General features: G+C 42.0%; 27 protein-coding genes and 2 pseudogenes. 22 read left to right on the top strand and 7 right to left on the bottom strand.

The features are described 5' to 3' along the window. The first annotated feature begins 88 nt into the window (after positions 1 to 88). The 4 genes from AAH944_RS13435 to nrfD all read left to right on the top strand — a co-directional run bounded on the left by AAH944_RS13435 (position 89) and on the right by nrfD (position 2158). Positions 89 to 1012 (top strand): hypothetical protein, encoded by a 924-nt coding sequence (locus AAH944_RS13435; RefSeq protein WP_415535298.1) that lies wholly within the window; start codon positions 89 to 91, stop codon positions 1010 to 1012. A 17-nt stretch (positions 1013 to 1029) separates the two neighbouring features. After that, entirely contained in the window at positions 1030 to 1257 is a 228-nt protein-coding gene (locus tag AAH944_RS13430; RefSeq protein WP_415535297.1) for a hypothetical protein, read from the top strand. Between the two features lie 15 nt (positions 1258 to 1272). Next, positions 1273 to 1590, top strand: a complete 318-nt coding sequence (locus AAH944_RS13425) for a 4Fe-4S dicluster domain-containing protein (protein WP_415535296.1) — start codon at positions 1273 to 1275, stop codon at positions 1588 to 1590. 70 nt (positions 1591 to 1660) lie between these two features. Then, positions 1661 to 2158 (top strand): NrfD/PsrC family molybdoenzyme membrane anchor subunit, encoded by a 498-nt coding sequence (nrfD, locus tag AAH944_RS13420; RefSeq protein ID WP_415535295.1) that lies wholly within the window; start codon positions 1661 to 1663, stop codon positions 2156 to 2158. Positions 2159 to 2330: 172 nt separating this feature from the next. On the opposite strand, the gene AAH944_RS13415 is transcribed toward nrfD, so the two are convergent. Next, entirely contained in the window at positions 2331 to 2690 is a 360-nt protein-coding gene (locus tag AAH944_RS13415; RefSeq protein WP_415535294.1) for a rhodanese-like domain-containing protein, read from the bottom strand. Positions 2691 to 2696: 6 nt separating this feature from the next. Continuing rightward, complete coding sequence (locus AAH944_RS13410; RefSeq protein WP_415535293.1) at positions 2697 to 3110, bottom strand: MarR family winged helix-turn-helix transcriptional regulator; 414 nt, start codon at positions 3108 to 3110, stop codon at positions 2697 to 2699. Between the two features lie 171 nt (positions 3111 to 3281). Between AAH944_RS13410 and AAH944_RS13405 the strand changes: the two are divergent. The 10 genes and pseudogenes from AAH944_RS13405 to AAH944_RS13360 form a co-directional block, all read left to right on the top strand. Further along, a pseudogene (locus AAH944_RS13405) lies at positions 3282 to 3554 on the top strand (reductive dehalogenase); the annotation flags it as partial. A gap of 306 nt (positions 3555 to 3860) precedes the next feature. After that, positions 3861 to 4499, top strand: a complete 639-nt coding sequence (locus AAH944_RS13400) for a B12-binding domain-containing protein (protein ID WP_415535292.1) — start codon at positions 3861 to 3863, stop codon at positions 4497 to 4499. Positions 4500 to 4568: 69 nt separating this feature from the next. Then, positions 4569 to 5741 carry a uroporphyrinogen decarboxylase family protein gene (locus AAH944_RS13395; protein ID WP_415535291.1) on the top strand — a complete coding sequence of 391 codons (1173 nt, stop codon included), beginning with the start codon at positions 4569 to 4571 and terminating at the stop codon, positions 5739 to 5741. Positions 5742 to 5755: 14 nt separating this feature from the next. Then, positions 5756 to 5902 (top strand): hypothetical protein, encoded by a 147-nt coding sequence (locus AAH944_RS13390; RefSeq protein WP_415535290.1) that lies wholly within the window; start codon positions 5756 to 5758, stop codon positions 5900 to 5902. Between the two features lie 94 nt (positions 5903 to 5996). Beyond that, positions 5997 to 7163, top strand: coding sequence for a uroporphyrinogen decarboxylase family protein (locus AAH944_RS13385; RefSeq protein ID WP_415535289.1), 1167 nt, complete (start codon positions 5997 to 5999; stop codon positions 7161 to 7163). A 60-nt stretch (positions 7164 to 7223) separates the two neighbouring features. After that, entirely contained in the window at positions 7224 to 7346 is a 123-nt protein-coding gene (locus AAH944_RS13380; RefSeq protein WP_415535288.1) for a hypothetical protein, read from the top strand. A gap of 275 nt (positions 7347 to 7621) precedes the next feature. Continuing rightward, positions 7622 to 9196 carry a phytoene desaturase family protein gene (locus tag AAH944_RS13375; RefSeq protein WP_415535287.1) on the top strand — a complete coding sequence of 525 codons (1575 nt, stop codon included), beginning with the start codon at positions 7622 to 7624 and terminating at the stop codon, positions 9194 to 9196. Between the two features lie 41 nt (positions 9197 to 9237). Beyond that, a complete protein-coding gene (locus tag AAH944_RS13370; RefSeq protein ID WP_415535286.1) occupies positions 9238 to 9468 on the top strand; it encodes a hypothetical protein in 231 nt (76 codons plus the stop codon). A gap of 56 nt (positions 9469 to 9524) precedes the next feature. Then, positions 9525 to 10277 carry an SDR family NAD(P)-dependent oxidoreductase gene (locus AAH944_RS13365; protein WP_415535285.1) on the top strand — a complete coding sequence of 251 codons (753 nt, stop codon included), beginning with the start codon at positions 9525 to 9527 and terminating at the stop codon, positions 10275 to 10277. 11 nt (positions 10278 to 10288) lie between these two features. Further along, a pseudogene (locus tag AAH944_RS13360) lies at positions 10289 to 10400 on the top strand (methyl-accepting chemotaxis protein); the annotation flags it as partial. A 264-nt stretch (positions 10401 to 10664) separates the two neighbouring features. Here the strand turns inward: AAH944_RS13360 and AAH944_RS13355 are convergent. From AAH944_RS13355 to AAH944_RS13345, 3 genes are read right to left on the bottom strand one after another with little or no spacing between them, the layout of a single operon-like run. Further along, complete coding sequence (locus AAH944_RS13355; RefSeq protein WP_415535284.1) at positions 10665 to 11102, bottom strand: MarR family winged helix-turn-helix transcriptional regulator; 438 nt, start codon at positions 11100 to 11102, stop codon at positions 10665 to 10667. A gap of 43 nt (positions 11103 to 11145) precedes the next feature. After that, positions 11146 to 11832, bottom strand: a complete 687-nt coding sequence (locus tag AAH944_RS13350) for a TorD/DmsD family molecular chaperone (RefSeq protein WP_415535283.1) — start codon at positions 11830 to 11832, stop codon at positions 11146 to 11148. 31 nt (positions 11833 to 11863) lie between these two features. After that, on the bottom strand, positions 11864 to 12565 hold the full coding sequence (locus AAH944_RS13345) for a DNA-binding response regulator (RefSeq protein WP_415535282.1): 702 nt from the start codon (positions 12563 to 12565) through the stop codon (positions 11864 to 11866). A 284-nt stretch (positions 12566 to 12849) separates the two neighbouring features. On the opposite strand from AAH944_RS13345, the gene AAH944_RS13340 reads away from it, so the two are divergent. Genes AAH944_RS13340 through AAH944_RS13330 form a run of 3 tightly spaced genes read left to right on the top strand, consistent with a single transcriptional unit; the run spans position 12850 to position 17261 of the window. Then, positions 12850 to 13899, top strand: a complete 1050-nt coding sequence (locus tag AAH944_RS13340; protein ID WP_415535281.1) for a hypothetical protein — start codon at positions 12850 to 12852, stop codon at positions 13897 to 13899. Beyond that, positions 13899 to 16637: a molybdopterin-dependent oxidoreductase gene (locus AAH944_RS13335; RefSeq protein WP_415535280.1), complete on the top strand. Its 2739-nt coding sequence runs from the start codon at positions 13899 to 13901 to the stop codon at positions 16635 to 16637. The genes AAH944_RS13340 and AAH944_RS13335 overlap by 1 nt, the downstream gene beginning before the upstream one ends. A 12-nt stretch (positions 16638 to 16649) precedes the next feature. Beyond that, positions 16650 to 17261, top strand: coding sequence for a 4Fe-4S dicluster domain-containing protein (locus AAH944_RS13330; RefSeq protein ID WP_415535279.1), 612 nt, complete (start codon positions 16650 to 16652; stop codon positions 17259 to 17261). A gap of 229 nt (positions 17262 to 17490) precedes the next feature. On the opposite strand, the gene AAH944_RS13325 is transcribed toward AAH944_RS13330, so the two are convergent. Then, complete coding sequence (locus AAH944_RS13325) at positions 17491 to 18675, bottom strand: pyridoxal phosphate-dependent aminotransferase (protein WP_415535278.1); 1185 nt, start codon at positions 18673 to 18675, stop codon at positions 17491 to 17493. A 203-nt stretch (positions 18676 to 18878) separates the two neighbouring features. Here AAH944_RS13325 and AAH944_RS13320 point away from each other — a divergent pair, with 203 nt between their 5' ends. The 5 genes from AAH944_RS13320 to AAH944_RS13300 all read left to right on the top strand — a co-directional run bounded on the left by AAH944_RS13320 (position 18879) and on the right by AAH944_RS13300 (position 24075). Further along, positions 18879 to 20057 (top strand): GGDEF domain-containing protein, encoded by a 1179-nt coding sequence (locus AAH944_RS13320; RefSeq protein WP_415535277.1) that lies wholly within the window; start codon positions 18879 to 18881, stop codon positions 20055 to 20057. Positions 20058 to 20188: 131 nt separating this feature from the next. Further along, positions 20189 to 20863, top strand: a complete 675-nt coding sequence (locus tag AAH944_RS13315) for a response regulator transcription factor (RefSeq protein WP_415535276.1) — start codon at positions 20189 to 20191, stop codon at positions 20861 to 20863. Between the two features lie 16 nt (positions 20864 to 20879). After that, positions 20880 to 22358: a sensor histidine kinase gene (locus AAH944_RS13310; protein WP_415535275.1), complete on the top strand. Its 1479-nt coding sequence runs from the start codon at positions 20880 to 20882 to the stop codon at positions 22356 to 22358. Positions 22359 to 22379: 21 nt separating this feature from the next. Continuing rightward, on the top strand, positions 22380 to 22895 hold the full coding sequence (locus tag AAH944_RS13305) for a hypothetical protein (RefSeq protein ID WP_415535274.1): 516 nt from the start codon (positions 22380 to 22382) through the stop codon (positions 22893 to 22895). A gap of 337 nt (positions 22896 to 23232) precedes the next feature. Further along, a complete protein-coding gene (locus tag AAH944_RS13300) occupies positions 23233 to 24075 on the top strand; it encodes a DegV family protein (RefSeq protein WP_415535273.1) in 843 nt (280 codons plus the stop codon). 105 nt (positions 24076 to 24180) lie between these two features. Here the strand turns inward: AAH944_RS13300 and AAH944_RS13295 are convergent, their stop codons facing one another. Beyond that, a complete protein-coding gene (locus AAH944_RS13295) occupies positions 24181 to 25134 on the bottom strand; it encodes a substrate-binding domain-containing protein (RefSeq protein WP_415535272.1) in 954 nt (317 codons plus the stop codon). Positions 25135 to 25460 lie beyond the last annotated feature (326 nt).

The raw sequence follows: 25460 nt of genomic DNA, 5'->3' as shown, positions 1-25460 counted from the left end.
TGAGCAACTATCATAAATAAGATAAGAAGCGCAAACGCTGCCCGTTCCTGCACGGTTAATTCCGTGCAGGAAGAATAATGTCGGATTGATGGGAACCTTGGTCAGAAGGCCCGTTGTTGAAAACGTCTTTAATACCCGCCTGGCTCAATCCATTTTCATTGATCTGACCGAAAAAACAGGGGGCTTGGCAAAGCTGAATATGATTACAAATCATGATTTTTACACGCGGATTGATGAAAGCTTTCCGCCAGGACTAAGCGGTGAGTATGCTTTGGATCCGGGGAAAAAATATTCCTATGAAGAAATCATCGAGAGAAAAATATGCAGCCATTATGGCCCCGAAGCCTTAGAAGAGTTTGAGAAATGTGCTTTTAAACCTTTTCGCCTGCCTTTGAAGCAAAGCTACAATTACTGGTACGTACCGGAGAACAGCATTCGGCTGCCGCTTTATTATGAACGGATGGCGCGGAATGGGAAAAAACTACTGGCCCAGTTGGCTGAATTTAAGGCCACCCTTCCCGGCCAGGATATGAAACAGGTGGAAGCCCACTATTCCGCTTTGCCTAACTGGTATCAATCCCCGAGCTGGGAAACGACAAAGGAGTTCCCCTTCAAAGTCGTAAACTGGAAAATACATTACGGGCCCAACAATACCGGTAGAATGTATGAAAATGCTTATATGCAGGAAACGATGGATTATTCCAATCCTTTTCTTAAATGCATTTGGGTAGCGGAGTCAGTCGCTGAGGAAATGGGTCTTAAGGAATGGGATACCGTAATCGTCGAATCTGCCGTCGGCGGTAAAATAAAAGGGAAGATTCACCTTTCCCAGTTCATCCACCCCAAATGCATCGGGATACCGGGCAACTTCGGCAGAAGGACTCCTTATATGAATCCAGTCAATAATACAGGCGTTCATTTTAACAGCCTTTTATCGGTAGATGAAAGTACTTTAAACCCGATTTCGCTGTCCCTGGAATCTTCACCACAAGTTAAGTTTTATAAAGCGTAGAGCGAGGAGGTGTTTATGTGCGCTACGGAATGGTTATTAATCAAAAAAGATGTATCGGATGCGATGCCTGTACCATCGCTTGCAAGCAGGCCAATGGCACCCCTCCGGGCGTATTTTGGGGGCATGTTGTGCATAAAGAGACAGGAAAGTATCCCAAAGCCATCATGGAGTATACGCCCTCTTTTATGTATGCATTGCTAAGATCCATCTTGTGTCAAAGTTTGCCCGACCGGAGCCTCCGTTAAGATAATGACGGAATTGTGCATATCATTGCTGAAAAATGCATCGGCTGCAGGCAATGCCTCGTGGTCTGCCCGTATGAGGCACGGTGGTTCCAACCCCAAAAACCCCAGGGTTATTACCCGCAAAAAGGATTGTCCCCAAAAGAAAAGGTCGATCTGACCAAATTTACCAAAGGTAAGGTAACCAAGTGTAATTTCTGTATGGATAAGGTTCACGCCGGTATGAATCCGGTTTGTGTCACGACTTGCCCGGCTGACGCACGAGTCTTCGGCGATTTGGATGATCCTTACAGCAAAGCCGCCAAATTATTAAGGGAAAGAAAGTTGGCCAGTTAGCCGGCCAATATGGAACAAATCCCTCGGTATTTTACATTTAGATTCGTTCGGAGTGATTAGGAGGAACGTTATGATTGATGGAATACTCATCGTCTCGGGTATTTTTACGATAATCTGTCTGATTCTGGGTTTTAAACAAATACGTACCGGTCATCCTCAACCGGGGTTTAATAATAGCTTCCCTTGGGGCCTTTTTATGCAATCTTTCTTTTTCTTTTCGGCTCTTGGCAGCGGTTTGCTGCTGTATGTTGCGACAGTGTATTTATTTAATATTACAACTCTTCTTCCGGCTGTGCTAAAAAGCATACCCTATGCTTTGGGTTTTCTGGCAGGTGCAGGCGTTATGGTTGCCCTTGACATGGGACAGCCGTTTCAGCTGTTAAGGATTGTCACGGGATTAAGGTGGACCTCTCCGTTAACCTGGGACTTCTATCTGATGGGCCTTTGTGCAGCGATTCTTCTTTATTTTAGTCACCGCCGGATCAATACCTATGGTCATATGGTCCATTCTGGCCTTGGTGTTAAGCCTGGCTTTTCTCACAGTTGGCAAAGGTTAATCGGAACATAGTGGTATTAAGTACGGCTTTGAAAAAATAAGAGTGAACCGGTCAAACGGCAGAAGGACATCGTGGAGCGTATCTGAGAAGATGATGAAAAATTGCCGCTTTTTAAAATGACTACACTAGTGTAGTTATTTTAAAAAGCGGCAATTTTTGCAATAGAGGCTGTGATACAATTTATTATCCTATGGCTTCAACATTAAATCCTACTGCTTTCCACGCAGCGATTCCACCGGACAATTCAAGAACATCATAGCCGTTTTCCAAAAGAATAACCGCGGCATGTGCAGCCATATTACACCATGTTTCCCAGCAGTATACAACAATTGTTTTGTCTTTTGGTAATTCAGCCAGTCTGTCTGACAGATTCATTAAAGGAATGTGGGTAGCTCCGGCGATTTTTTCTTTCATAATGTGCGGTGGAGCATTGCGTACATCAACCACTAAAAACTTGTCTGGTTCAGCTTTTGCTGCTTGCATAAAATCCATTGGACTGATGGTTGCCTCAAGTTTCGCTTTGAAATAATCCATTTTACTCATTTCTTTTTACTCCTTTTCAATTATATCAAGCAATTTAAATAATTGCGTGATTTCATCCTGATTCAACCTTTGCAGAAATACGGCTTCACAGTGTTTCATTTGGGCCCACAGAGATGTTATTAGTTTAACGCCGTCATCAGTTAGAACGAGGCTATAGGCTCGTCTATCGGCCGGGTGTTTGACACGTATAACAAGATATTTCTCTTCTAGCTGATCAATAATTTGCCCCATTGTTGTTTGGTCTACCTTTTGAAGCAAGGCAACCTCTTTTTGTGTAATGTTTTTGTGCTCATGAATAATTAGCATCGCACCATTCTGTTTAGATGTAATACCAGCCTGATTCAAGTAATCGACAAAAAGTTCAAACATACGCTGGGATGCTTTTGCCAACTTAAATCCTAAAGATTCCTCAAGCTTCATTACTAATCTCCATTCATATAATATGCATAACTTATAATAAGTAAAACTTATTATAAGTATAACTTACTATTTTGATGTTGTCAATAATTGAATCAGGCTAATAGCGTCTTTGCGCAACAGAGCGATTTTAACTTGAATGTTTTCAACACGTCGAATATGATGTTAATAGAATATTTGCGTTGGAACAGCGATCACAAAAAATGTACAGAGTTTCGTACCGGTAATGATGAAGGGGTTAATTGTGGCCGTTGTATTAAAGTATGCCCATGGAATTCCAAAGAAAGTTCATGGTTCCACGAAGCTGGAATTTGGATTGGCAGCAAAGGTGAGGCCAGTTCAAAACTTCTTAAAACCATTGATGACATGTTCGGCTATGGAACTGAACAGGTTGAAAATTACAAATGGTGGCTGGAATGGCCTGAATTGTACAAATTTAAATATTAATCCCCATTGACTCATTACTTAAGATCAGCTGCGTCGAACCGAAGGCGCAGCTGATCTTGCATAAAAGCCGAAAAATAATTGAAGTGAAAATATATTGACATATCAACAAAAATCGGTTTATATTGTATATACAAAAGGCATCAACATCTAGAATTTTTTGAGGCCTTTCAAGTTAAAAAAAGAGATAGTAATTACCCATAGTGTTGACATATCAATTAATCAATCTCCATAACCTAGACAAATACATGATTTTACATTCCACTATCTGGGTAATATTAAAATATATTTTTATAAGGAGGAAGAAAGATGGTAAATTTCAGTGAGGTTTCAGTTGCAATGGGGGAATTGGATGAAGATAATTTACTCTCGATGCTGAAAGAGTTTGTAAATTCTAATCCCTCGCAAGAAGAAGCACAAAAAGTAGTGGCTGCTTGTCAGAACGGAATGGCAACCGTTGGGGATCTTTTTGAGAAAGGAGAATACTTTGTCGGTGACTTAATTTTCGCCGGGGAAATTTTAACAACAGCAATAGAAACCCTAAAGCCTGTGCTGGGAGCACAAAGTTGGAGAAATACCGGAGTTATGGTCTTGGGAACCGTTGCAGGCGATTTGCATGACATCGGTAAAAATATCTTTAGGAGCATGGCCGAAGCATCAGGTTTTCAAGTACACGACCTGGGTATCGATCAATCTGCCGGTGAATTTGTGAAAAAAATAAAAGAGGTTAACCCTGCGATTGTTGGCTTAAGCGGAGTCTTGACTTTGGCTTTGGAATCGATGAAAAACATTGTTGATGCGCTGGAGCAAGAAGGATTACGCAGCAAAGTTAAAGTAATTATCGGCGGAAACCCTGTAACCAAGGAAGCTTGTGAAGTAATTGGTGCCGATGCCTTCACCACAAACGCAGCAGAAGGTATAAAAATATGCCAAAAGTGGCTAAGTTGATTCAGTAATGAACCGGTCAGATTTAGGTAGAAGGGTATTCCTTAAATACTCTAGAGGGTGGGTTGAAACATGAGTGAATTTTTGAAACGATATCAAGAACGCATGGACCGAGTATTCAAAACATTTATGCTGGAAAAGGCGGACCGTGTTCCGGTCATGGCTTCATATGGGACTTGGAGTTCTTACTATGCCGGGTATACCGATGCCGAAACCAATTGGGATACAGATAAATGCGGCCAATCTTTAATGAAAGTTGCAAATGATATACCGTGCGATATCATTCACATGATCTATAGCAGGCCGGGCAGCCTTTATCAGGCCTTGGGAAGCAAGGCATATCACTATTTAAGTGATAGCAATATCATCCAATACTCGGATGAATCAGCAAACATAATGAGAGAAGATGAATACCCGGAATTTAGTAAGGACCCATTTAGGTTTATGGTAGAGAAGATCTTGCCGCGAAAATACTCCGAACTGGCCAAACCGTCTCCGGGAAAAGACCTGGCATTGGCCAAAGGCGCTATGTTCTTTGGAATGTACGGGCAAAAAGTGGGTGCCATTGTCGGCAGTTTAGCAGGACAATGCGGAATGCCCGTATGTTTTGATGCCACTATGGTTCACCCAATGGATTGGATTGGCGATTTTTTCCGCGGCATTAAGGGAATCTTCGGCGACATTCGCCGCAGACCCGAGGAAGTCTTAGAAGCCATACACGCACTTACACCGCTGGCAATAAGATTAGCCATGTGCGGAATTAATATGGTTCCGCCAAAACAATACCCCAAAGTTTTATTTATACCTATCCATTTGCCTACGATGCTAAAAACTTCGGATTTTGACAAATTCTACTGGCCGACGTTTAAGGCACTTATGGAATTTTTTGCTGCCCATGATATATTTGTGGTTCCGTTTTATGAAGGTGACTGGTCACGCTATTATGATCATCTTCAGGAACTTCCGGTAAAAAAATCAATGGGGTGGTTCGAACATGGAGATCCGAAAGTAATAAAAGAGAAATTAAAAAATACTATGTGCATTACAGGACTTTTCCCAACGCCCCTGTTGCAATATGGTACACAACAAGAATGCATCGACAAGGCAAAAGAATTATTAGATGTTATGGCACCTGACGGCGGTTACATTTTTGCCACCGATAAAGAACTAATTGCGCCAAATGACGGGAAACTAGAAAACATCATCGCTGTAAATAAGTTTGTCATGGAGTATGGTATTTATTAAGGAGGTGCTTACTGGTGGAAGAGCAAAATTTGTTGATTTCCTGGAGTGAGATTGTAGAACAGTATCCTGAACTTGCTGATAAAGATCCTGCAATGGGTATGAATTGGGACATCGGGCAAAGTATGATTTTTGCGTACGTAGGTTTTCTTACGATTTTTTAAATAAACGGATCAGACATGCACAACCTTTGCATTTTATTAACAAATACGTTAACGCGTATCTAATATGAAGAATACGCATAAGGGAGAATAATGTATGAATGATAAATTGAATTTATACAATGAACGAGTCAAAAGACTCAAAGACGCTATAGAATTAAGAGAACCGGACAGAGTTCCCATTTACGGTCTGGTCGATAATTGGGCTCTTTCCTATTACGGGGCAACCTTAAATGAGGTGTTAAAAGATCCGGAGCTGGAATATCAAGTTTACGCTAAAGCCCTGACTGATTTTCCTTTCGATGGAGCGCTTGCACCAGGCGTAACCATGCCGTTAAATTTTGTACATGCTTTAGGTGGCGGTATTTTTAACAATAATACTGAAACCATTCAAATTGCCACCGGTCAGTCGGAACTTATGCGCCCTGAGGAGTATGATGACCTAATAGCCGATCCGATAAAATTCATCCGTGACACGATATTTCCCCGAAAATATAAGATATTTCAAGAAGGAACGGTGGAAGAAAAATTTGGAAGATATGCGTATGCGCTTTCACATTTCTTTAAGTATGTCCAATCACTTCAAATTTGTTCCGAAAGGATCAAACAGGAGTACGGTCTTCCCATTACCAATGGCGGTGTAAATTTATTTATGCCTGGCGATCTTATCATGGATTATTTAAGAGATTTTAAAGGGATTATGAGAGACATAAAGAAATGTCCCGATAAATTGGCCGAAGCCTGTATGGCCCTGGTTGACCCTTTACTAATGAATACATTTGGAGTATTGCATTCGCCCACCGATGACAAGTATGTTCACTTATATTTACATCTGCCGCAATATATAAGGGCTAAAGAATTTGAGAAGGTTTACTGGCCGTCCTTCAAAAAATATGTGGATATCGTTGCAGCTAGGGGTTTGAAAATTCTTATTCTATTTGAAAAGAATTGGGAACATTTATATGAGTATCTGCAGGAGTTTCCAAAAGGATCGGTTATTGGATTCTTCGAAGAAGATGATCTGAGAAAAGCCAAGAAAGCTTTGGGTAAGAATATATGTATTGCCGGCGGTTTGCGCACAAACGATCTGTACTACGCTTCGAAGGAAAAATGTATCGATATTGCCAAAGGTTTAATTGATGATCTAGCGCCGGGCGGAGGATTTGTTTTTGCACCGGATAAGGTTCTGGCAACTAAAAATGATGCCAAGGCTGAAAACCTAAAAGCGGTGACAGAATTTATCGTTGAGTATAGCGCGAGATAACAAAATTATGGGCTGTTTATTTAATTTTCGAAATTATTCGAAAATAAGGGGGTACTCAAGATGAACGAAATGGAAATTATCTTTAAATTGGCTCGGGAAAATATTCTATCTCAATTTCTTAGTACGGATCAAGAAAAGGACGGAGTAGAACTGGCAATTCTGGTCATGATGCTTATGTCATAAGTCGGTATAAGCATCAAACAAATTAACTACCACAAAAGGGCATTTTAATTACTAAATGCCCTTTCACTTAGAACTAGCTACTGTGAAAGATTGTGAGCGTCTATAAGTTTTCTGAGTCTTTATGCATTATTGAATCACTGCTGAAAGTTTGTCAAATATTTAATAAAATTGCGCATAAAAGTGTTGACTACACAACCGAACGGAACTATACTTAATCTGTTGACATATCAATTGTTTGGAGTTGAACAATAATTCATTGCGAGGAGGTAGATCAAATGTCAAGCAAACATGAGGTTGTCATAGCAGGAGCAGGGCACCATGGATTAACAGTTGCCTGCTACCTGGCTAAAGCGGGATTGGATGTGATCCTGCTGGAGAGGAGTTCCAAAGTCGGAGGGGGTGTAACCTCGACTGAAGCTGCGGCCCCAGGGTTCGTCACAGATACCTGCGCCGTTGTCCATCACCTTTTTCAAGCCAGCCCAATTATGACGCGGGATGAACTTGGACTGCAATCCAAATACGGACTTAAGTACAGTAAGCCGGATCTTACTACAGCAGTACAGTTTACCGACGGCACCTACTTAACTATTTGCGCCAGCCTGGACAGGACATGCCAATCTATAGCCAAATTTTCACAAAAAGATGCTGAGGCCTACAGGAATTTCGCCTCCTGGATATCGCATGCACACGATATGATGATAGCCGGCTTTTTTGCTCCGCCACCGCCGTTTGGCATGTATACAACGATGCTGGATTCCAGTGACGAAAGCAGAGAACTGCTCAGGTGCAACCTTTTAAGTGCCTGGGACGTTATCGAAGAATGGTTTAGCTGTGATAAAGTTAAAATTGCCCTAAGCCGGTGGGTTTCTGAAATTATGATCATGCCCCAGACCAAAGGCACCGGGATTGTTGTTCCCATGATGATTGGTTTGCAGCATTCGCCAGGCCGCGGCCCCGGAATTCCAATCGGAGGATCAGGTAAAGTCAGCGAATCCATGGAACAGTTTATCCTTGATAACGGCGGTACCATCCGTACCAAGGCAGCTGTTAAAGAATTCATCGTCAAAGGCGGCAAGTGTGAAGGCGTAATTCTGGAAGACGGTGAAGAAATTTTCGGCACTAAGGCTGTTATCAGTAACCTAAACATCAAAAAAATGTTCCCCGAAATGTTCAGCTCCGGTCTTTCACCGGAAGGTTATACACGAAAAGTTGACAGGCTGCGGGTTAGTGAATTCTCAGCTTACCAACAAGGTTTGGCTTTGCACGAAGCACCAAATTATAAAGAAGATGAACTTAATGAAGCACTGCTGGTTGAGTATGCTCCGGCTAACGAAGAAGATTATCTCAGGTACTTTGAAAATCTCAAACACGGTGTAACGGATCATTTCCCGGGGCTTGTCTGCCAGAGCCGGTATGATGAAACCCGTGCGCCAAAGGGCAAGCATACGCTCTATCTCTATGAATACGCTCCATATTTCCTCAAAGACGGTGGACCAAGCAAATGGGATGAAATATCAGATCAATATGCCGAAGAGGTAATGAATTTCCTACGTCAATTTACTACGAATATGGGTAAGGAAAACATCATTGGGCATTGGAAAATGTCCCCCTTGGAAATGGAACGTAAAAATCCTTCGTTCCTCTACGGCGATTTTGGTCATGTTGCTGCATTCCTTGATCAAAATATGGGAAATAGGCCACTGCCGGGCTGGAACTATAAAACGCCGTTTGATAACCTTTTCTTATGCGGACCCGGATGCCATCCCGGAGCAGGTTGTAACGGGGCCGGTCGCGCAGCTGCTCAAGCAGTTATGGAGGAACTGGGTATAGATATCGAAACAGTGGTTTGATGAAATAAACTAGCAATCATAGCAAATACGAGGTAAACGATATGAAAATGCATTCAAAAGAAGGACAGGTTCTTGTGGATGTAAGCAAGATTTGGTGTGAAGGTCAAGACCTTGTTATGAAGGGTAAGCTGATGGGTGCTTATTCTATGAATATTCACCTTAAGCCCGAGGAAGCTTGGAGCATTTTAAAGCTTTTGACCTGGGGCGTTATCAGAAAAATGCCGGGGTACATGTTTAGAGGTTGGCGGAAGTCCCGTCAGAAAAAGGATTAAAAACTAAAAGGATACCAATTACAAAAAGGATTTTAAACATAAAGGAGAGGTAAACAATGAGTAGTCTGGATGGTAAAGTAGCTGTCGTAACGGGCGGAGCGCGCGGAATTGGCTCGGCGACTTGCAAAACCTTAGCTTCAAGGGGAGCCAAAGTAGTGGTTAATTATATGTCCAATAGTTCAGCTGCTGATCAGGTTGTGGCCGATATAAAAGCAGCCGGGGGAGAAGCAGTAGCCATCAAAGCCGACGTCAGGAGCCAGGAACAGGTTGAAAAGATGATTACTGAAGCAAAAAACCAGTTTGGACGTATTGATATCCTGGTTAACAATGCATCGATGAATTTTGTTGTGAAACCATTCCTCTATATGAGCTGGGAAGAATTCTCCCAGAAATTGAATGATGAGCTTCAAGCATCTTTTGTCACAACCAAGGCTGTCATTCCAACGATGCTGGAACAAAAAAGCGGTCGGATAGTTTATGTATCAAGCAATATGTCCAAAGTAGCCGGACCGGCCTTTATCGCCCATGGAACAGCCAAGGGCGGACTTGATTCCTTTGTAAAATATATTGCTCAAGAATTTGGTCCGAATGGTATTACGGCAAATGTTGTGGGTCCAAGCTTAATTGAAACAGATGGTTCAGCCGGGGTTCCCGATGAAGCCCGTAAAATGATGATCGGTCACACCCCCTTACGGAGACTAGGGGTACCGCAAGATGTTGCCGGGGTTATTGCTTTCCTGGCCAGCGATGACAGTTGCTACGTGACAGGAACTTATATTCCCGTATCGGGAGGACAATTAATGCTTTGATTCAATAGACTATTGCAGAACAAACTAATCTTTTGGCACTTAATGCAGCTATAGAAGCTGCCCGGGCAGGGGAATACGGTAGGGGATTCGTTACAGATGAGGTCAGGAAACTGGCTGAACAGTCCTCCAGTTCCAGAAGATCGCAGTGCTATTCAATCGGAGACCAACCGTGCAACTGAAGTGACTAATGCGGGAGCAGAAGATGTGAACCAAGGAGTAATCGCGGTTAATCAAGCGGGGAATGCCTTTTAAAAATATCATTGCGGAAGTGGAAAGCGTTGTTAGGCAGAACGAGGACACAAAAAACGACTGATAAATAATGTTTGAGATAAATATTAAAAAAATGTCTGCCGTATGATATATAGGGCAGACATTTTTTATTCCATTTTAAGATAGGTTATCAAAGAGGTTTTCAGAAGTCAAATATATTCTGGAGAGACAATTCCTGAAAAATGAGACTTCCTCCGGGGCTAATTTTGATAGAACCTCATCCTCCCATTTAACGATCATGTCTAATATTTGGGGAGCAATTTCTTTACCCTTTTCTGTGAGAAATAAATTTTTCTTGGACTTATTTCGTTGGTCAGTCAATACGTATATATATCCGAGCTTTACTAGATTACGTGTAACCCGAGCAATGAGTGCTTTGTCTCTTTTCAGCGCCCTGGCTATCTCATTTTGGCCGGGGTTCTCTATATTTTCGTTATAATTCAAATAAAGTATTATAGGGTAGTCGCTTAAACCTATTTTAAATTGTCTAATATTCTTAGATAAGTATAATTGGTAAACATTTATAATATCCATAATTTCTCTGGAAAAATACATAATGCTAGACACCCCTATTCATAACAGAAATAAGCTACAATCATTATAACTGGTTAAGAGCTTTATTCAAATATTTTTTTTCCTCTTTAATAAAATCGATCAGAAAATAAGCTAAACCCTTAAAGAAGTCAGTTTTGGCATATTCTACGACTTGAAGGCAGAAATCAGGAATCCATTTTGATAAATGATTTTGGTAAAAATTCTGTTTCTGTTTTATGATTTCAATATACTGAGGTTCTTTTATTTGGTTGAATTCTCTTTGACACAGTTCACTCATGAACGAAAGCTCTACTCCTATATAGTCTGGTCTTTCGTGAATATTTTTACTAATAGCAAAACCACTTTGCTGGTAAAATCTCAGAAGTTTGATTATTGTGTTTGAATCATGCTGTTCCTTTATATAAAGAGATTCATAGGGTGGAACCGGCCCAACTGCTTGATTAATGCCTCTGCATAAAAAGGTCCGGTCCACAGCTATTTTCTCCTGAATGGCTTGGGCAGTCAGAAGTAAACAAGAGTCGTAGAAAGTTTTTAAAAGTCGAAAACCTTCAGTTTTATTCTCGGAACAGTTAACCAGGATCGAGACATTGTTCAACATTGTATTGGCATACTTCTCTCCGGGGACTGGTATTGGCTCCATAAAGATCTGGGCAAAAAAGCTGTAAATTTTTGAGCGGTTGGACATTTGTTCTATCCATAACAATTCCTCATGGTTCTTTGAATTCTGCATTCGATTCTCCTCCATATCAGTATCTTTCTAATCAAATCCTCTTTAATAATTCCTGATTGGTCTGCAGCGTTAAAAGCTGAGTACGTTTGGTAATGCCTAATTTGCGATATAAGTTAATAAAATGGTTATCCACAGTGCTTTTTGATATGACTAGTTGCTGAGCGATTTGCTTATTGGTCAAACCTTTAAAGGCATACTCGCATATTTCTTTCTCCCGAGGGGTAAGATTTTTCTCCAAGTTGGGCATTTCGTTGTAGCTTACTGACTCTTTTAATAATTCTATTATCACTTGCGAAATTTTGGGGTCTAAATACGAGCCCTGATTAATAAATTGCTTAATTCCAAGCGTTATATCATCGATACTCGAATTTTTTAACAAAAAAGAATCAAAACCCGCTTTTATCGTAGCGCAAATGGTTACTTTAGATATAACGGAAGTAAAGGCCATTATCTTAATATTAGGGTTGTACTTATATACCAGTTCTGAAAAATCTTTAATGTTTTCTATTATATTTATGTCGACAATAATTATTTTAAATGTTTCGTTATTTAAGGCAGCAATAAAACTTTTCAGTGATGCAAATTCCGTAATTGAATAACCGGTATTGAGAAAATCCATCAGAATGTGATTTAGAAGGCTGCGGATAAGAGAACTATCATCGATTAAGGCCACACTCAATTCTTTTTTAGCGGTATAGATGAGTGAATTTATGTTAGGATGATTAAGTCCCATAAAAACACCTCGTTCTTGTAAATATATGGGGTTGGGGTAACATACAGTTACCCCGTTAAGAGGAAATTGAGATCTTACAATAGTATCATATATGTTAAACGTTGATATGTCAACGAGTATTATACTAAATATCTAGATATCTTTTATAAAAATAAATATTTGTATCTATTGTTTGCAGGAATCAGTATATGCAAAATTATTAGTAAGGTGTCCACTAACTTCTTTCAATGGTCGACCGAAAGAAAGTAGTTAAAGAAAAAAATAATAAGGAGTGTGAAAAACTAGTGAAAATTAATAATTTAGGAAAGCATCATATTTTTGCCATGTGTTTATTTATCATTGGCATAGTTTCCCTGATAAAACAAATGGTTACAGGCTTTGACGGTTACATTAATCATTATCCATGGGGTCTGTACATTGGGTTATTTTTTACAGCTGCAGGCGGCGGTGCAGGTCTTCTAATAATTCTTGGATTCGGCATGCTAAGTGGCACAATAGAAAATTCGACAAGCAAACAGTTATACACATGCGCATTGGCAATGTTCATAACCGCAGGTTGTCTGATATTTGCAGATTTAGGTTATCCTATTGGGTTTTACAATATGATTATTTCACCCAATTTATCTGCTCCCATGAATTATGATGCCATAGCTCTTCTGGCTGCAATTATTATGAGTTTACTGGCAGCCATTAAAATTAAATCCGATGGGGCAAAAAGCAAAAATTTCGCTGTAGCCGGTATTGCGATAGGAATCATTCTTCTCGGAGTGGAATCATGGCTTGTTGCCGTCAGTGTCAGACAGGATATCTGGGCAGTGATGTTAGGAGCCGGCCCGGCTTTATTTCAAGCCCTGACCATAGGACTCGCCGTTGTTGTCCTATTTCATAACGGCGGATCTTGGCGCAATGGGCTTGTAATGGCTTTATTTCTCGTATTAACCACTCAGCTCATTGACTTGTTTGCCGGAATAGGCAATATGAACCATTTAGGAAGCCAGTTAACGATGCTTGCTAAATCCTACACATTCTGGATCTCATCTTTGGGAATGCTTGCATGTTTATTGATCGGGGTCTTATCTTCCAGCAAAAAGACAATTGCCGTATTAACAGTATTTTCAATTGCTATGGCCAAGCTTTCAATCATTTGGGCCGGACAATCTTCAGCTGCTCTTGACCAGTTGACATTCACAGGGGAACCCCATCTGGTATTGTCGGAGATACTGGTCGTTATTGGCATGATCGGACTGGGAGCATTAATTTATTCATTAGCAGCATGGTTTGTCCAGGTAAGACTTCCTGGTCGTATTACAAAAGATGAGGGGGCGAATATTTAATGGCCACTATCAGCAGGCGTTCATTTATTAAAGGGTCGACAGCGAGCCTTGTCTTGCTGGCAACAGGGTTTGGCTCAAAAGCATATTTTTTTCAAACAGCCAACGCGGAAACATCCAATACTGAAGAATGGAAACCGGCTTATTGCCCGGGATGTCATATGCCCATCTGCGGCACCCAAGTGAAAGTTGTTAATGGTGTTGCAGTGGAAATTAAAGGTGATCCCAAAAGTCCTACCAATAAAGGGAAGTTATGTCCGAGGGGAAATTCAATCATTGGCGGACTTTATCACCCATACCGGGTAAAAACTCCCTTAAAACGAACGAATCCTGAAAAAGGGCTGGATATTGATCCCGGTTGGGTGGAAATTACCTGGGATGAAGCCTATGCTATTGTAGCAGGTAAACTAAAAGAAGCCAGAGCATATGATCCCAGGAGCTTTATTTATAATTTTGGATTCGGCAATGAGGATTCTTTCAGCAGAATTTTGTTTGATAAGGCATTAGGCTCTACTACCCGAATAGGTTCTGCAGGTCCGTTATGTCCGGACCATTATGGCTCGACGACTTGCTTGTCCACAAGGGTAGAGAGGGTTGATTTGCAATATTGTAAATTGATTTTGAATATTGGCCGGAGCATTGGTGATGAGTGGGCCTTAGCGCATTATAGTACAAGTGATTATGCCACAGCCGTTGAACGGGGATTGAAAGTTATCACTGTCAACCCCCGGAAGACAGTCGCAGCCCAAAACGGAGAATGGGTACCCATTATACCGGGTACGGACATAGCGTTTTGCTGGGCGTTAGTTCACACGATCATTTATGAAATCAACAAATACGACGAAAAGTTCCTCAAATGGAGGACAAACGCGCCCTATCTCATCGAGGATAAACCTCAAGTCTTTAAAGGGTCCAAAGTGCACATTGAGGACCACTTCAGAGATGAAGCAACCCAGAAACCTCTGGTATGGGACGAATCCCAGCATAAAGCGGTGCCATTTGATTCCTCCAGGGGAGACACTTATGCCCTGACAGGTACCTATACCGTTAGGGGAAAGACGGTTAAAACCGCATTCCAGCTTATGACCGAGTATGTAAAAGAGTACACACCCGAATGGGCCGAAAAAATATGCACCGTCCCTGCAGCCAAAATCAGAGAGATAGCCAAAGAATTGGTGGATACGGCACAAATCGGCGCAACGATTAATATTGAAGGCTTTGAGTTCCCGCTCAGGCCCGTAGCAACCTTCCCGGGCCGGGGAGCAAACTGCAATCCCCTGAATACGGAATTGTATAAGGCACTTTATATAATCAATGAGCTTTTAGGTTGTTTGGATGTACCAGGCGGCGTACTGGGTGTCGAGACAGGAGATTTTCACCCGTTCATGACCGACAAAGATGGGATGCTTACACCTGTTCCGTGGGATATATTTAAGGCTCAGTCCGTTGGAACGCCGACGTTTGAATTCCCTCCTAACAGCTTTGATAATAATTGCTTTTACCCTATGAAGCTGGATGTTGAACAACTAACATGGAAAACAATACTTGATCCAAAGAGTTATTATGTTCCCTTCGAAGCAAAAGTATTAATGATCCATGGTGCCAATAATATAAAATCAAACGCCGATCCTGAACCTGTGATGGCGGCCATGAGAAGGATCCCCTTTGTTTTTGACATTGCAGTTTGGCTGGACGAAGCAAGCCAGTTTGCAGATGTTATCCTACCGGAACATCACGCCTTGGAAAGGGCAGCTGCATTTAATGCGTCTTTTATATGCTCCAAGGGCTCCGATGACGAAAGCCGCGGAATGAGGGCGATATGTGCCAGAAAGCCGGTAGTTGCCCCGGCGCATAACACCAGGCTCGCTGAGGATATCTGTTTTGACCTTGCCGAACGGGTAGGATGTCTGCCGGCCCTGAATATGATCACGAATAAGACATTCCTGGGCATGTACTTCTTGAATAAACCAGCCGGATTAGCAAAAGAGTATTCGCTTTTGCCAATCAAAAAGTATACTTATGAAGAAATAATTGAAAGAAAACTCAAATCCCTTTACGGCCCCCAATCCGGCTGGAATGATTTTGCCGAATGCGCCGTAAAAGGTTATAAAGTCCCCACAATAAAAGGAAGCTATAACTATTTCTATGCACCGGAGAACAAAATCAGAATACCGCTTTATTATACGTACTCGGGGCGAAACATTAATACGATTATGAACGGCCTTAAGGAGCATGGGATAAAATTCCCGGGTGCCGATATTGAAGAAGTCGCCAGGAATTATGCCGCTACCCCGCTTTATTACGAGTTTAACACCATGCTGCCTACGGCGGAATATCCTTTCAAAGTATTCCAGTTTAAAACCCATTTTCAAGTTAACGATTCAAGCGGACTCGTGTACAATCCTTGGCTAAGGGAAATCCAACACAACTTTGATCCAAATATTCTTAAAGTCCTGGTCCCCTATGAGGCAGGGAAAGCCATGGGCTTGAATGAGGACGATGAAATTGTCGTAGAATCCCAATATGGACACAAAACCCAGGGCAAAGTTCATTTATCCCAAATGATTCATCCTCAAACCATAGGAATTGGCGGCAAATGGGGTAAACGCGGAACACATATCATTCCATTCGCCAAAGAAGGCCCGAATTACAATGTTTTATTGAATGGGGACGAGAGAGATATCGGATTCCTGATGGGTAACCTGAACAATTCAGTTTGTGTAAAAATTTATAAGGCATAGGGGGGAATATAAATGCGGTACGGAATGGTAATTAATCTTAAACGATGCGTAGGTTGCGACGCTTGTACAGTTGCATGCAAGCAGGCCAATGGCACGCCGCCGGGAGTATTTTATTCCCATGTATCACATATTGAAAAAGGTATCTATCCCAATGGAAAAGTTGAGCATACACCTATCTTATGTATGCATTGCAGTAATCCGGTATGTGTAACTGTTTGCCCGACTAAAGCATCCCATAAGAATGAAGACGGTACAGTAACCATTGACCAGTCCAAGTGTATAGGTTGCAGACAGTGTATTGCTTCCTGTCCGTATGATGTTCGTAATTTTATCTCTGAAAAAATCAAAGGATATTATCCGGACAAAGGTTTGACTCCGCAAGAGCAGACTTCTTACAGCAACTTCATTAAAGGGAAAGTATATAAATGTGATTTTTGCAGGAATAAACGATTAGGCCAGCAAGAAGAACCGGTTTGCGTGCAGACCTGTCCTGCCGAAGCCCGTATTTTTGGCGACCTTGATGACCCGAACAGCAATGTTTCCAAACTTGTCGCAGAGCACAATACAGTTCGATTGGCTGAAGAGTTTGGAACACAACCCAGTGTCTATTACATCCAAAAGTAGATAGGTTTAAAGGGGACGTCGCTAAGTTACGTCCCCTTTAGAATTTCCAGTGGAGCCGATGGTCGGAATCGAACCGATTCGCACGTATATTTTAATTGATAAATATTTCCTGATTAACTATCAACAAAGAGGGCTGTGATCTTTTGAATAAGGATATTACAAAACGTATTTTTGCCGAAGCATTAATAGAATTGTCAACCTGCATGGATACGGCTGGATTTTAAGAGCTTCAGGATCCGAACTCCTGCACCAGTTTTTCGAACGCGGAAATGGAATTTACGATGGTATCCATACTGACGCAATAAGAGATTCTGATATGACCGGGACAGCCAAATCCGCTTCCGGGGACAAGCAATAAATTGTATTTAACGGCCCTTTTGACAAATTCAACATCGTTCTCGATCAGTGTTTTGGGGAAAAGGTAAAAGGCTCCCTGCGGTTTGACGCATTCGAAACCAAGCGCAGTGAGATGCTCATATAAATAATCTCTTTTCTTTTGATAGTCTGCGGTATCTGTTTTGACGTCCAGAGAATCACCGATAACTTTCTGGAACAATCCGGGAGCATTGACAAACCCCAGCGTTCGGTTGCAAAAGCTTAAGGCGTTATTCAGCACGTCAGCGTCTTTAATTCTGCTGCTCGCTGCAATATATCCTATTCTCTCTCCGGCAAGGCCGAGTGATTTACTGAAGGAATTGACAATCATGCTGTTTTCAAAAATCGACAGGATGTTCGGAATTTTCATCCCGTCATAGACAATCTGGTCGTAGGGCTGATCGGAGATAATATAGATGATCGTACTGTATTCGTTTTCTTTTTTCTGCAGAATTCCTTTGATTTGTTCCAGCTTCTCCTTGCTGTAGACAATACCGGTTGGATTATTCGGGGTATTGATGACAATCGCCTTTGTTTTGGGCGAAATCGCTTTTTCTAGGGCATCCAGGTCCGGCTCGAGTGTCCGGGGGTCCGGCGGCACAATGACCGGTTTCCCACCATGGTTATCCGTATAGAAAATATATTCCACAAAATAAGGTGCAAAGATAATTACTTCTTCACCTGGATTCAGAAGTGCTTTCAGCACAACATTCAGCCCGCCGGCAGCCCCGATAGTCATAGTAATATTATCTTGTGTAAGTCCGATCTGGCTGTCGCTCTGGAGCGACTGGGCAATTTTTTCTCTGACTTCGGGATAGCCGGCATTGTTCATGTATTTATGGATTCCTTTATAATTCCCGGTGACATAATTTTTCAGAGATTCAATGACCTCCTCTGGCGGCTCAGAAAAGGGATTGCCCAAACTGAAGTCATAGACGTTTTCGCGTCCATAAATTTTGGCGAGCCTTTCGCCTTCCTCAAACATTGCTCTGATCCAGGAGGCATTCTTTAAATTATTGATTACTTTTTCCGAAAACACGCACATTTCTCCTTTAGGACATCATCATATTGTTACTGGTATTATTTTACCTCATTTCATCTTGACAAAAAAGTCTATTTGCTGAAGTCCGGCAAAATGTTCCTATCGATGAAAAAAACGTCAAGAATAAAAGAAAACAGGAATATAGAAGAAAATGTCGAATTTTACAGTTAATCAGACGAGAAAAGATTTGAGGGATTAAAATGTTCTATGCCTATTTAAATGACCAGGCTGCAGTCATTATCATTTTATGTTTTTCTTTTCTGAATTTGGCATTTGTATTTACAATGAACAAGGAGAAGAGTTTTTCGGCTCTTTTTGGATTTAGTTTTATTGCGCCGTTTCTCTTGGCGCTGCTTAGTATAGCCTATCCTGATATGGTACTGCGTATTAAAGTGCTTCATCATACAAATTTTGCTTTTCTCTGCTTGTTGCTTATACTGATATTATCGTGGCGGTGGAAGAATTACGCTGCATCTGCCGCTTTGAGCGTGATTTTCCCCTTTCTGGTACTTTTCACGGTCATGAATGCGGACCACCTGCCGGTTATTCTGACGATGACGGAATCCTTAAGCGGAGCGGCTGTCGTCCTGGCCGCCGGCATTATTATATTGCTGCATAAATTCCTCGGTGAAAAGCAGATATCATTGACCTGGGGAGTCATATTTATGGGTTTTGGACAGCTGCTCCAATATGAGTTTCCTACCAATTCCTCTTTCTTGATTCCGTTATGTCAGTTTGCCGCGTACCTGCTGTTTTACTGTTATATCCAAAAAACATCAAAGGAGCCGTACCGTTTAAAATTGGCGAACGCTGAAGAGAAGATTGTAGACATCAATAAGACCATCAACTACGAAGTAAAGAGAAAAATGCTGGAAATGGAATTGCACAATGAACACTTGCTCAATATGGTCCAGAGAGATCCGCTGGTCGATGCGTATAATAAAAAGGGGATCATGAATTATTTTGGAAACCTGATTGATGATCCCAAGATAGACGAATTCACGCTCATGCTCTTTGACATTGATAATTTTAAAAGCATTAATGATAACCGTGGACATGTTGTCGGGGACATGGTCCTCAAAAAGGTCGTAAGTATTGCCAAGGAAAATATCAGGGAATTTGACATACTTGGCCGTTATGGAGGAGATGAATTCCTGGTCATTTTGCCGAAAACCAAAATAACGGATGCCCTGATTGTCGCCGAACGGTTCAGAAAAAGAGTCAGTGAAGAGCCGGGTATTTCGGTCTCTATAGGACTAGCTGCTTATCCGGAGGATGGCACTACAGCCCATAATCTGATTGAGACCGCTGATGCTGGCCTGTATCACTCCAAAAGGGTCGGCAAGAACGCAATAAGCCATGCGGGTTCAATGATCTGAACTTTCACAGAATATTAATCGATCGTTCACGAAACGTACACATTCATTCCTTAAAATATCATCCAGGGATCAATCCCTCCTGAAACAAATAGAATTATAGACTGTTGGGGGAAACTAAAGGGGGTTAGGCAATGACTGCAGGGAATATACTTATCGCAGACGATGAAGCCAGAATGAGGAAACTGGTTGCTGATTTTTTAAAAAAGGAAGGGTATACCGTCATCGAAGCGGAAGATGGGAAACAGGCCCTGGATATTATTCATTCCGGACAGCATATCAGCCTGGCCATCCTGGATGTCATGATGCCCGAGACGGATGGATGGACGGTATGCAGGGAAATCCGAAAGAGCGGCCAGACTCCGGTCATCATGCTGACAGCAAGATCTGAGGAATCGGATGAGCTGTTCGGTTTTGATCTGGGCGCAGATGAATATATTACGAAACCTTTCAGTCCGCTGATCCTGGTCGCGCGGGTGCAGGCCCTTCTTCGCAGAACCAGTGATCCGAAGGCTAGCATTAAAAACTTTGACGGCCTGGAGATCGATAAAAACAGGCGAGTCGTAAGTATTGACGGAGAACGGGTAGATTTAAGCCCGAAGGAATATGAGTTGCTTTTATATCTGGTAGAAAATGAAAGCCTGGCTGTATCGAGGGAACAGATCTTAAATTCAGTCTGGGATTACGATTATTATGGCGACGCCAGAACTGTGGACACCCACATCAAACGGTTAAGGTATAAATTAGGGATCAAAGGAGACTTTATTCAAACCGTCAGAGGACTGGGATACAGATTTGAGATAATCTGAATTTGAGGTAATTCTAATGAAATCATCCATCAAACTAAAGCTATTCACTGCTATAAGTTGCCTAACTGTATTGTATGTTTTGCTTTCGTGGTTTTTAAACGACCAGTTTCTTGCGAAGTATTACTACTTGAACAAGGAAAGCACCTTGAAGGAGTACTACCATGAGATCAATGAAAACTATGATGGCGAGCCGTTCGATATTTTACTCAATCTGGAGAAAATTGAGAGGACCGAGGGCCTGAACATTACGATTCTTGATTCATCCATGTATATCAAATATATTTCTTCGTTGAAAGAAGAAGGATTTTTCCATGAACCATTCAAAAAGCCCGGAGGCTCGGATTATTCGTTCATTCCTGATATTGCCATCCTCAAAGATGCCCAGAATTCCACGCAGCCTGTGATTGTTAAATCCACTGACCGCAGACTGAATTCCGATTTTATTAATCTGGTTGGACAGTTAAATAACGGAGACTATCTGTACCTAAACACTCCGGTCGTCGCGATCGAGGAAAGTGCGGCGATTGCTAATAAGTTTTCTCTTATTACGGGTTTGTTTATTATGGTTATCGGGGTGCTGATCGTATTTTTCTTCACAGATAGATTTACCAAGCCCATTCTTCGTCTGAATGAGATCGCCCAGGCCATGGTCAAACTGGATTTTGGCAAAAAATACCCGGTGCGGACCTACGACGAAATTGGCGAACTTGGCTCAAGCATTAACTCGCTTTCCACCCAATTGGAGAAATCGATTAATGAACTCCGGCAGGCCAATGAAAAACTCATGGAGGATATCGAAAGAGAAAGAAAAATAGACGACATGAGAAAAGAATTTATTTCCAATGTTTCACACGAGCTAAAGACGCCGATTGCACTGATCCAGGGCTATGCCGAGGGACTCAAGGTCAATGTCAACGAAAGTGAAGAGGATAAAGACTTCTATTGTAATGTGATCATTGATGAAAGCGCTAAGATGAATAAGCTTGTCAAACAGCTCCTGGAGTTATCGCAGATCGATGCGGGCTACACCCGGCTGGAAAAAACAGATTTTGACTTAAACGAACTGGTCGAATTTGTCCTCAGAAAAAATATGCTGCTGATTAAAGAGAAAGATATTCAGCTGATGCGGGAAATTCAGGATAAATTTACGGTTAATGCCGATATCGACAGGATTGAACAGATCATCGTGAACTATCTGGTCAATGCGATCAATCATGCAGACCAGCGCAAAGAAATTAAAGTCAAGCTCGAAAAAACAGGACAAAAAGCCAGGGTCAGCGTTTTCAACTCCGGCACTCTTATCCCTGAAGAAGCCCTGGATAAGATTTGGACCAGCTTTTATAAGGTGGACAAAGCAAGAACCCGTTCTTATGGCGGCACAGGCCTTGGCTTGTCGATCGTCCGGGCCATTCAGGAACAGCATGGTAATGCATATGGGGCTCAAAACGTGGAAAATGGCGTCGAGTTTTGGTTTGAGGTAGATCTAGCGGAATAACAAGAAAAGAGGAATTTGTGAGTGAAAAAGAAGTTATTGGTTGTGGGACTTGTTACCTTACTGATTGTGTTGACAGGGTGTTCAGCAAGTACTTCTTCGACGGCAACGGACGATACGGCAACAGCGCAGACGGAAAGTACACAGACCGAGGGAGTCCGGCCAACCCGACAGATGGATTTACTCGGAAAAGTGGTCAGTGTGGGTGAAAAACAGCTGATCGTCGCAGAACTGCAATCTTCGGATTCTTCACAAAGCGAACAAAAAGCAGCTCCGCCGGAACAAGGAAATACGCGTGTAGAAACCTCGTCAGCACGGGAAATGAATGATAAGACGACCGGCACGAACTATACAATTGTCGTTGCTGAAGATACACCGATTTTCAGTAGAACGGCGGGTGCAGATGGCGCTCAGGAGACCAGCATTAATCTGAGTGATTTAAAAGCAGGCGATATCCTGAGAATATGGGTGAATGAACTGAATACTTCAAAAGAATCCAACGCAGTATACGTGGAATTAACGTCGCAGCAAACGACGTAAGTCAGAAATAGGCTTTGCGAGCGAAAGAAATTTGGTTTGCTTTCGAATCGAAAAAGTGAGGGATACATCCAACCACAAGGATGCATCCCTTTTGACACCGATTTATTCCAAACGGATTGCTCGATTTTAAAGGGATAATGGCGGAATACAGAGAATAATACAAACGGACAAATATATGAATTTAAGCTTGTTGTCGGAGGTGCCCGGGTCGGGGAATCCAATGTTACTGCAGTGAATCTTCCGTGATTGATATCTTGGGATGATATGGAGAAGAGATAAGAAGACCATACACGGAGATGAAATAGCTTATGTTTCAAGAAAGAAAGTAGGATGAAGTATGAAAAAAATTGCTTTGGTCACTGACAGCACTGCGGATTTGCCGGACGAGCTATCGAAAAAATGTCTGGCCCATGTTATTCCTCTTAAAATTCTATTTGGGGAAAAAAGTTTTGTGGATGGAGAAATTAGCCCCAAAGAATTTTATCGGTGTCTAGAACAGGAAGAAGAGCTTCCGAAAACCTCTCAGCCTTCCCCGGAACAGTTTGTTTCGTTATACTCGATGCTTCTTGAAGAATATCAGGAGGTTATTTCCATTCATATTTCTTCCGGCTTAAGCGGTACGTTGAACGCGGCCCATCTGGCCAAAGAAAAAATAAAAGGTGCCGTTCATCTTGTGGATTCTAAGACCATAAGCCTCGGTTTGGGCTTGATGGTAATGGAGGCATCCAAAGCCATCAAAGAGGGTTTGGGATCGGTTCAAGTTTTGGATAAGCTTCAACAGGCCAGAAATAGTATTGAAACGCTTTTTACCTTAAATACGCTGGAATACCTTCAAAAAGGCGGAAGAATTGGCAGGGTATCAGGGTTTATGGGGACACTGCTGAATATTAAGCCGGTAATCCGGGTAGGCGATGACGGAGTTTACCAGAATTTTGGCAAAGTCCGGAGTCAGGAGAAGGCCTTAAAAAGCATTGTCAAGGCATTTCAGGACTTTGCTGGAAAAAGGACAAATATCAAATTTGCCGTTGCGCATGGATCGGCTCCCCAGGCAGGACTATATTTGAAAGAAGAACTGGAGAATGCTTTTCAAAAACCGGCAGAGATGTTTGCGCAGGTTGGAGCCGTAATAGGTGCCCATACAGGACCGGGGACAGTCGGAGCGGCTATTCAGCTGGATTAATCGGTGATCATACAACATTTGTTCAGTAAATTTTCAAGAGAAAAGACCTTCTGCTGCCTGTCAAAAGGCAGCAGGAAGTCTTTTCTCTTTGTTTATATGTTTTGACTACTCCATCATTTCACCCATCCGCGAGACATCATAGCCGCCCAATCCCTCGACTTCCTTACGGTAGGCCTCAGAACGGATAATGGCCAGCAGGGCTTGGAAGTGCGGTCTGTTTAGGTCTTCCTGGCGCATGACGAGGTCATATCTTTCTGTTTGCAGCGGAATAAAGTCAAGCCCTAGCACCTGCATAGCGGCTTTTTCAATACCCAGTCCAACATCGGCTTCTCCCCGCGCAACTTTGCTGGCCACGGCCAGATGGCTCATTTCTTCATCGTAGTAGCTATTGATTAAGTGATGAGGGATACTCTCAACGCGCAATTTTTCATCAAGCAAGACTCGGGCTCCTGACCCACGCTCGCGGTTAATAAACCGGACGTCCGGTCTGGTCAGGTCTTTCCAGGATGTAATATCTTTAGGATTGCCGCGGGAAACATAAAAGCCTTCCTGGCGATAGACCAGATTAATTACGATTGTCTGGTGTCCGGGCATAAGTCTTCGGATATAAGGAAGATTATAATCATCAGCATCACTGTCCCAGAGATGGACAGTAACAATGTTGGCTTCACCTCTGTAGAGTGCCAGCAGACCATCAATGCTGCCGATACAGCTTCTTAAGAATTTGATATTCGGGTATTGCTTCAGAAGATGACGGGTCAGAATATCCAGTATGATATCCTGGCCGCAAATAACGACCGTATCCGATATAGAGACATCCGGAGAGCGAAAGGGTTCTGAAGGGCGCTCTAAGACCGGATAAGTAGAAACGTCAGTCGTCATTGAGGCACCTTTGCTTTTCTGAATATAGGCTTCGATATCCTTGTCCTCTACTCTTACCTTACGTCCAACCCGGTATGCTGCAAGATCCCCGCGTTTGATCAATTCATAGACGGTATACTTGGATATTTTAAGTTTCTGGGCTACTTCTTCAGGAGTATAGGAAGTGCTTTGGAGCAATGCCAGTCACCTCAATTTTAAAATAATATCATTTTATTATATCACAGGACAAAACAGTACTCAAAATAAAAGAACAAAACAATACTAAATACGGAAGAGTTCAGAGTCGTACAGATGAAAAAATTACGCCTATTATACAAATTTGGCGCATTATAACGTAATATTACAACAGCATAAGACAGGGAGCAATAGGATGTTAGGTTATGTTAAGTCATTATATTAGTCTATATTAGCTTAAGATTGATATTGAAGAGCTCAAATATATATTGTATAATAACTTATGCTAGTCTAAGATGGTTTATGTTTGTTTATCTTGAATGGCAGTT

The sequence above is a fragment of the Dehalobacter sp. CP genome, from assembly GCF_047652685.1.
Lineage (GTDB): Bacteria > Bacillota > Desulfitobacteriia > Desulfitobacteriales > Syntrophobotulaceae > Dehalobacter.
This window is presented reverse-complemented; position numbering and strand designations above follow the sequence as displayed.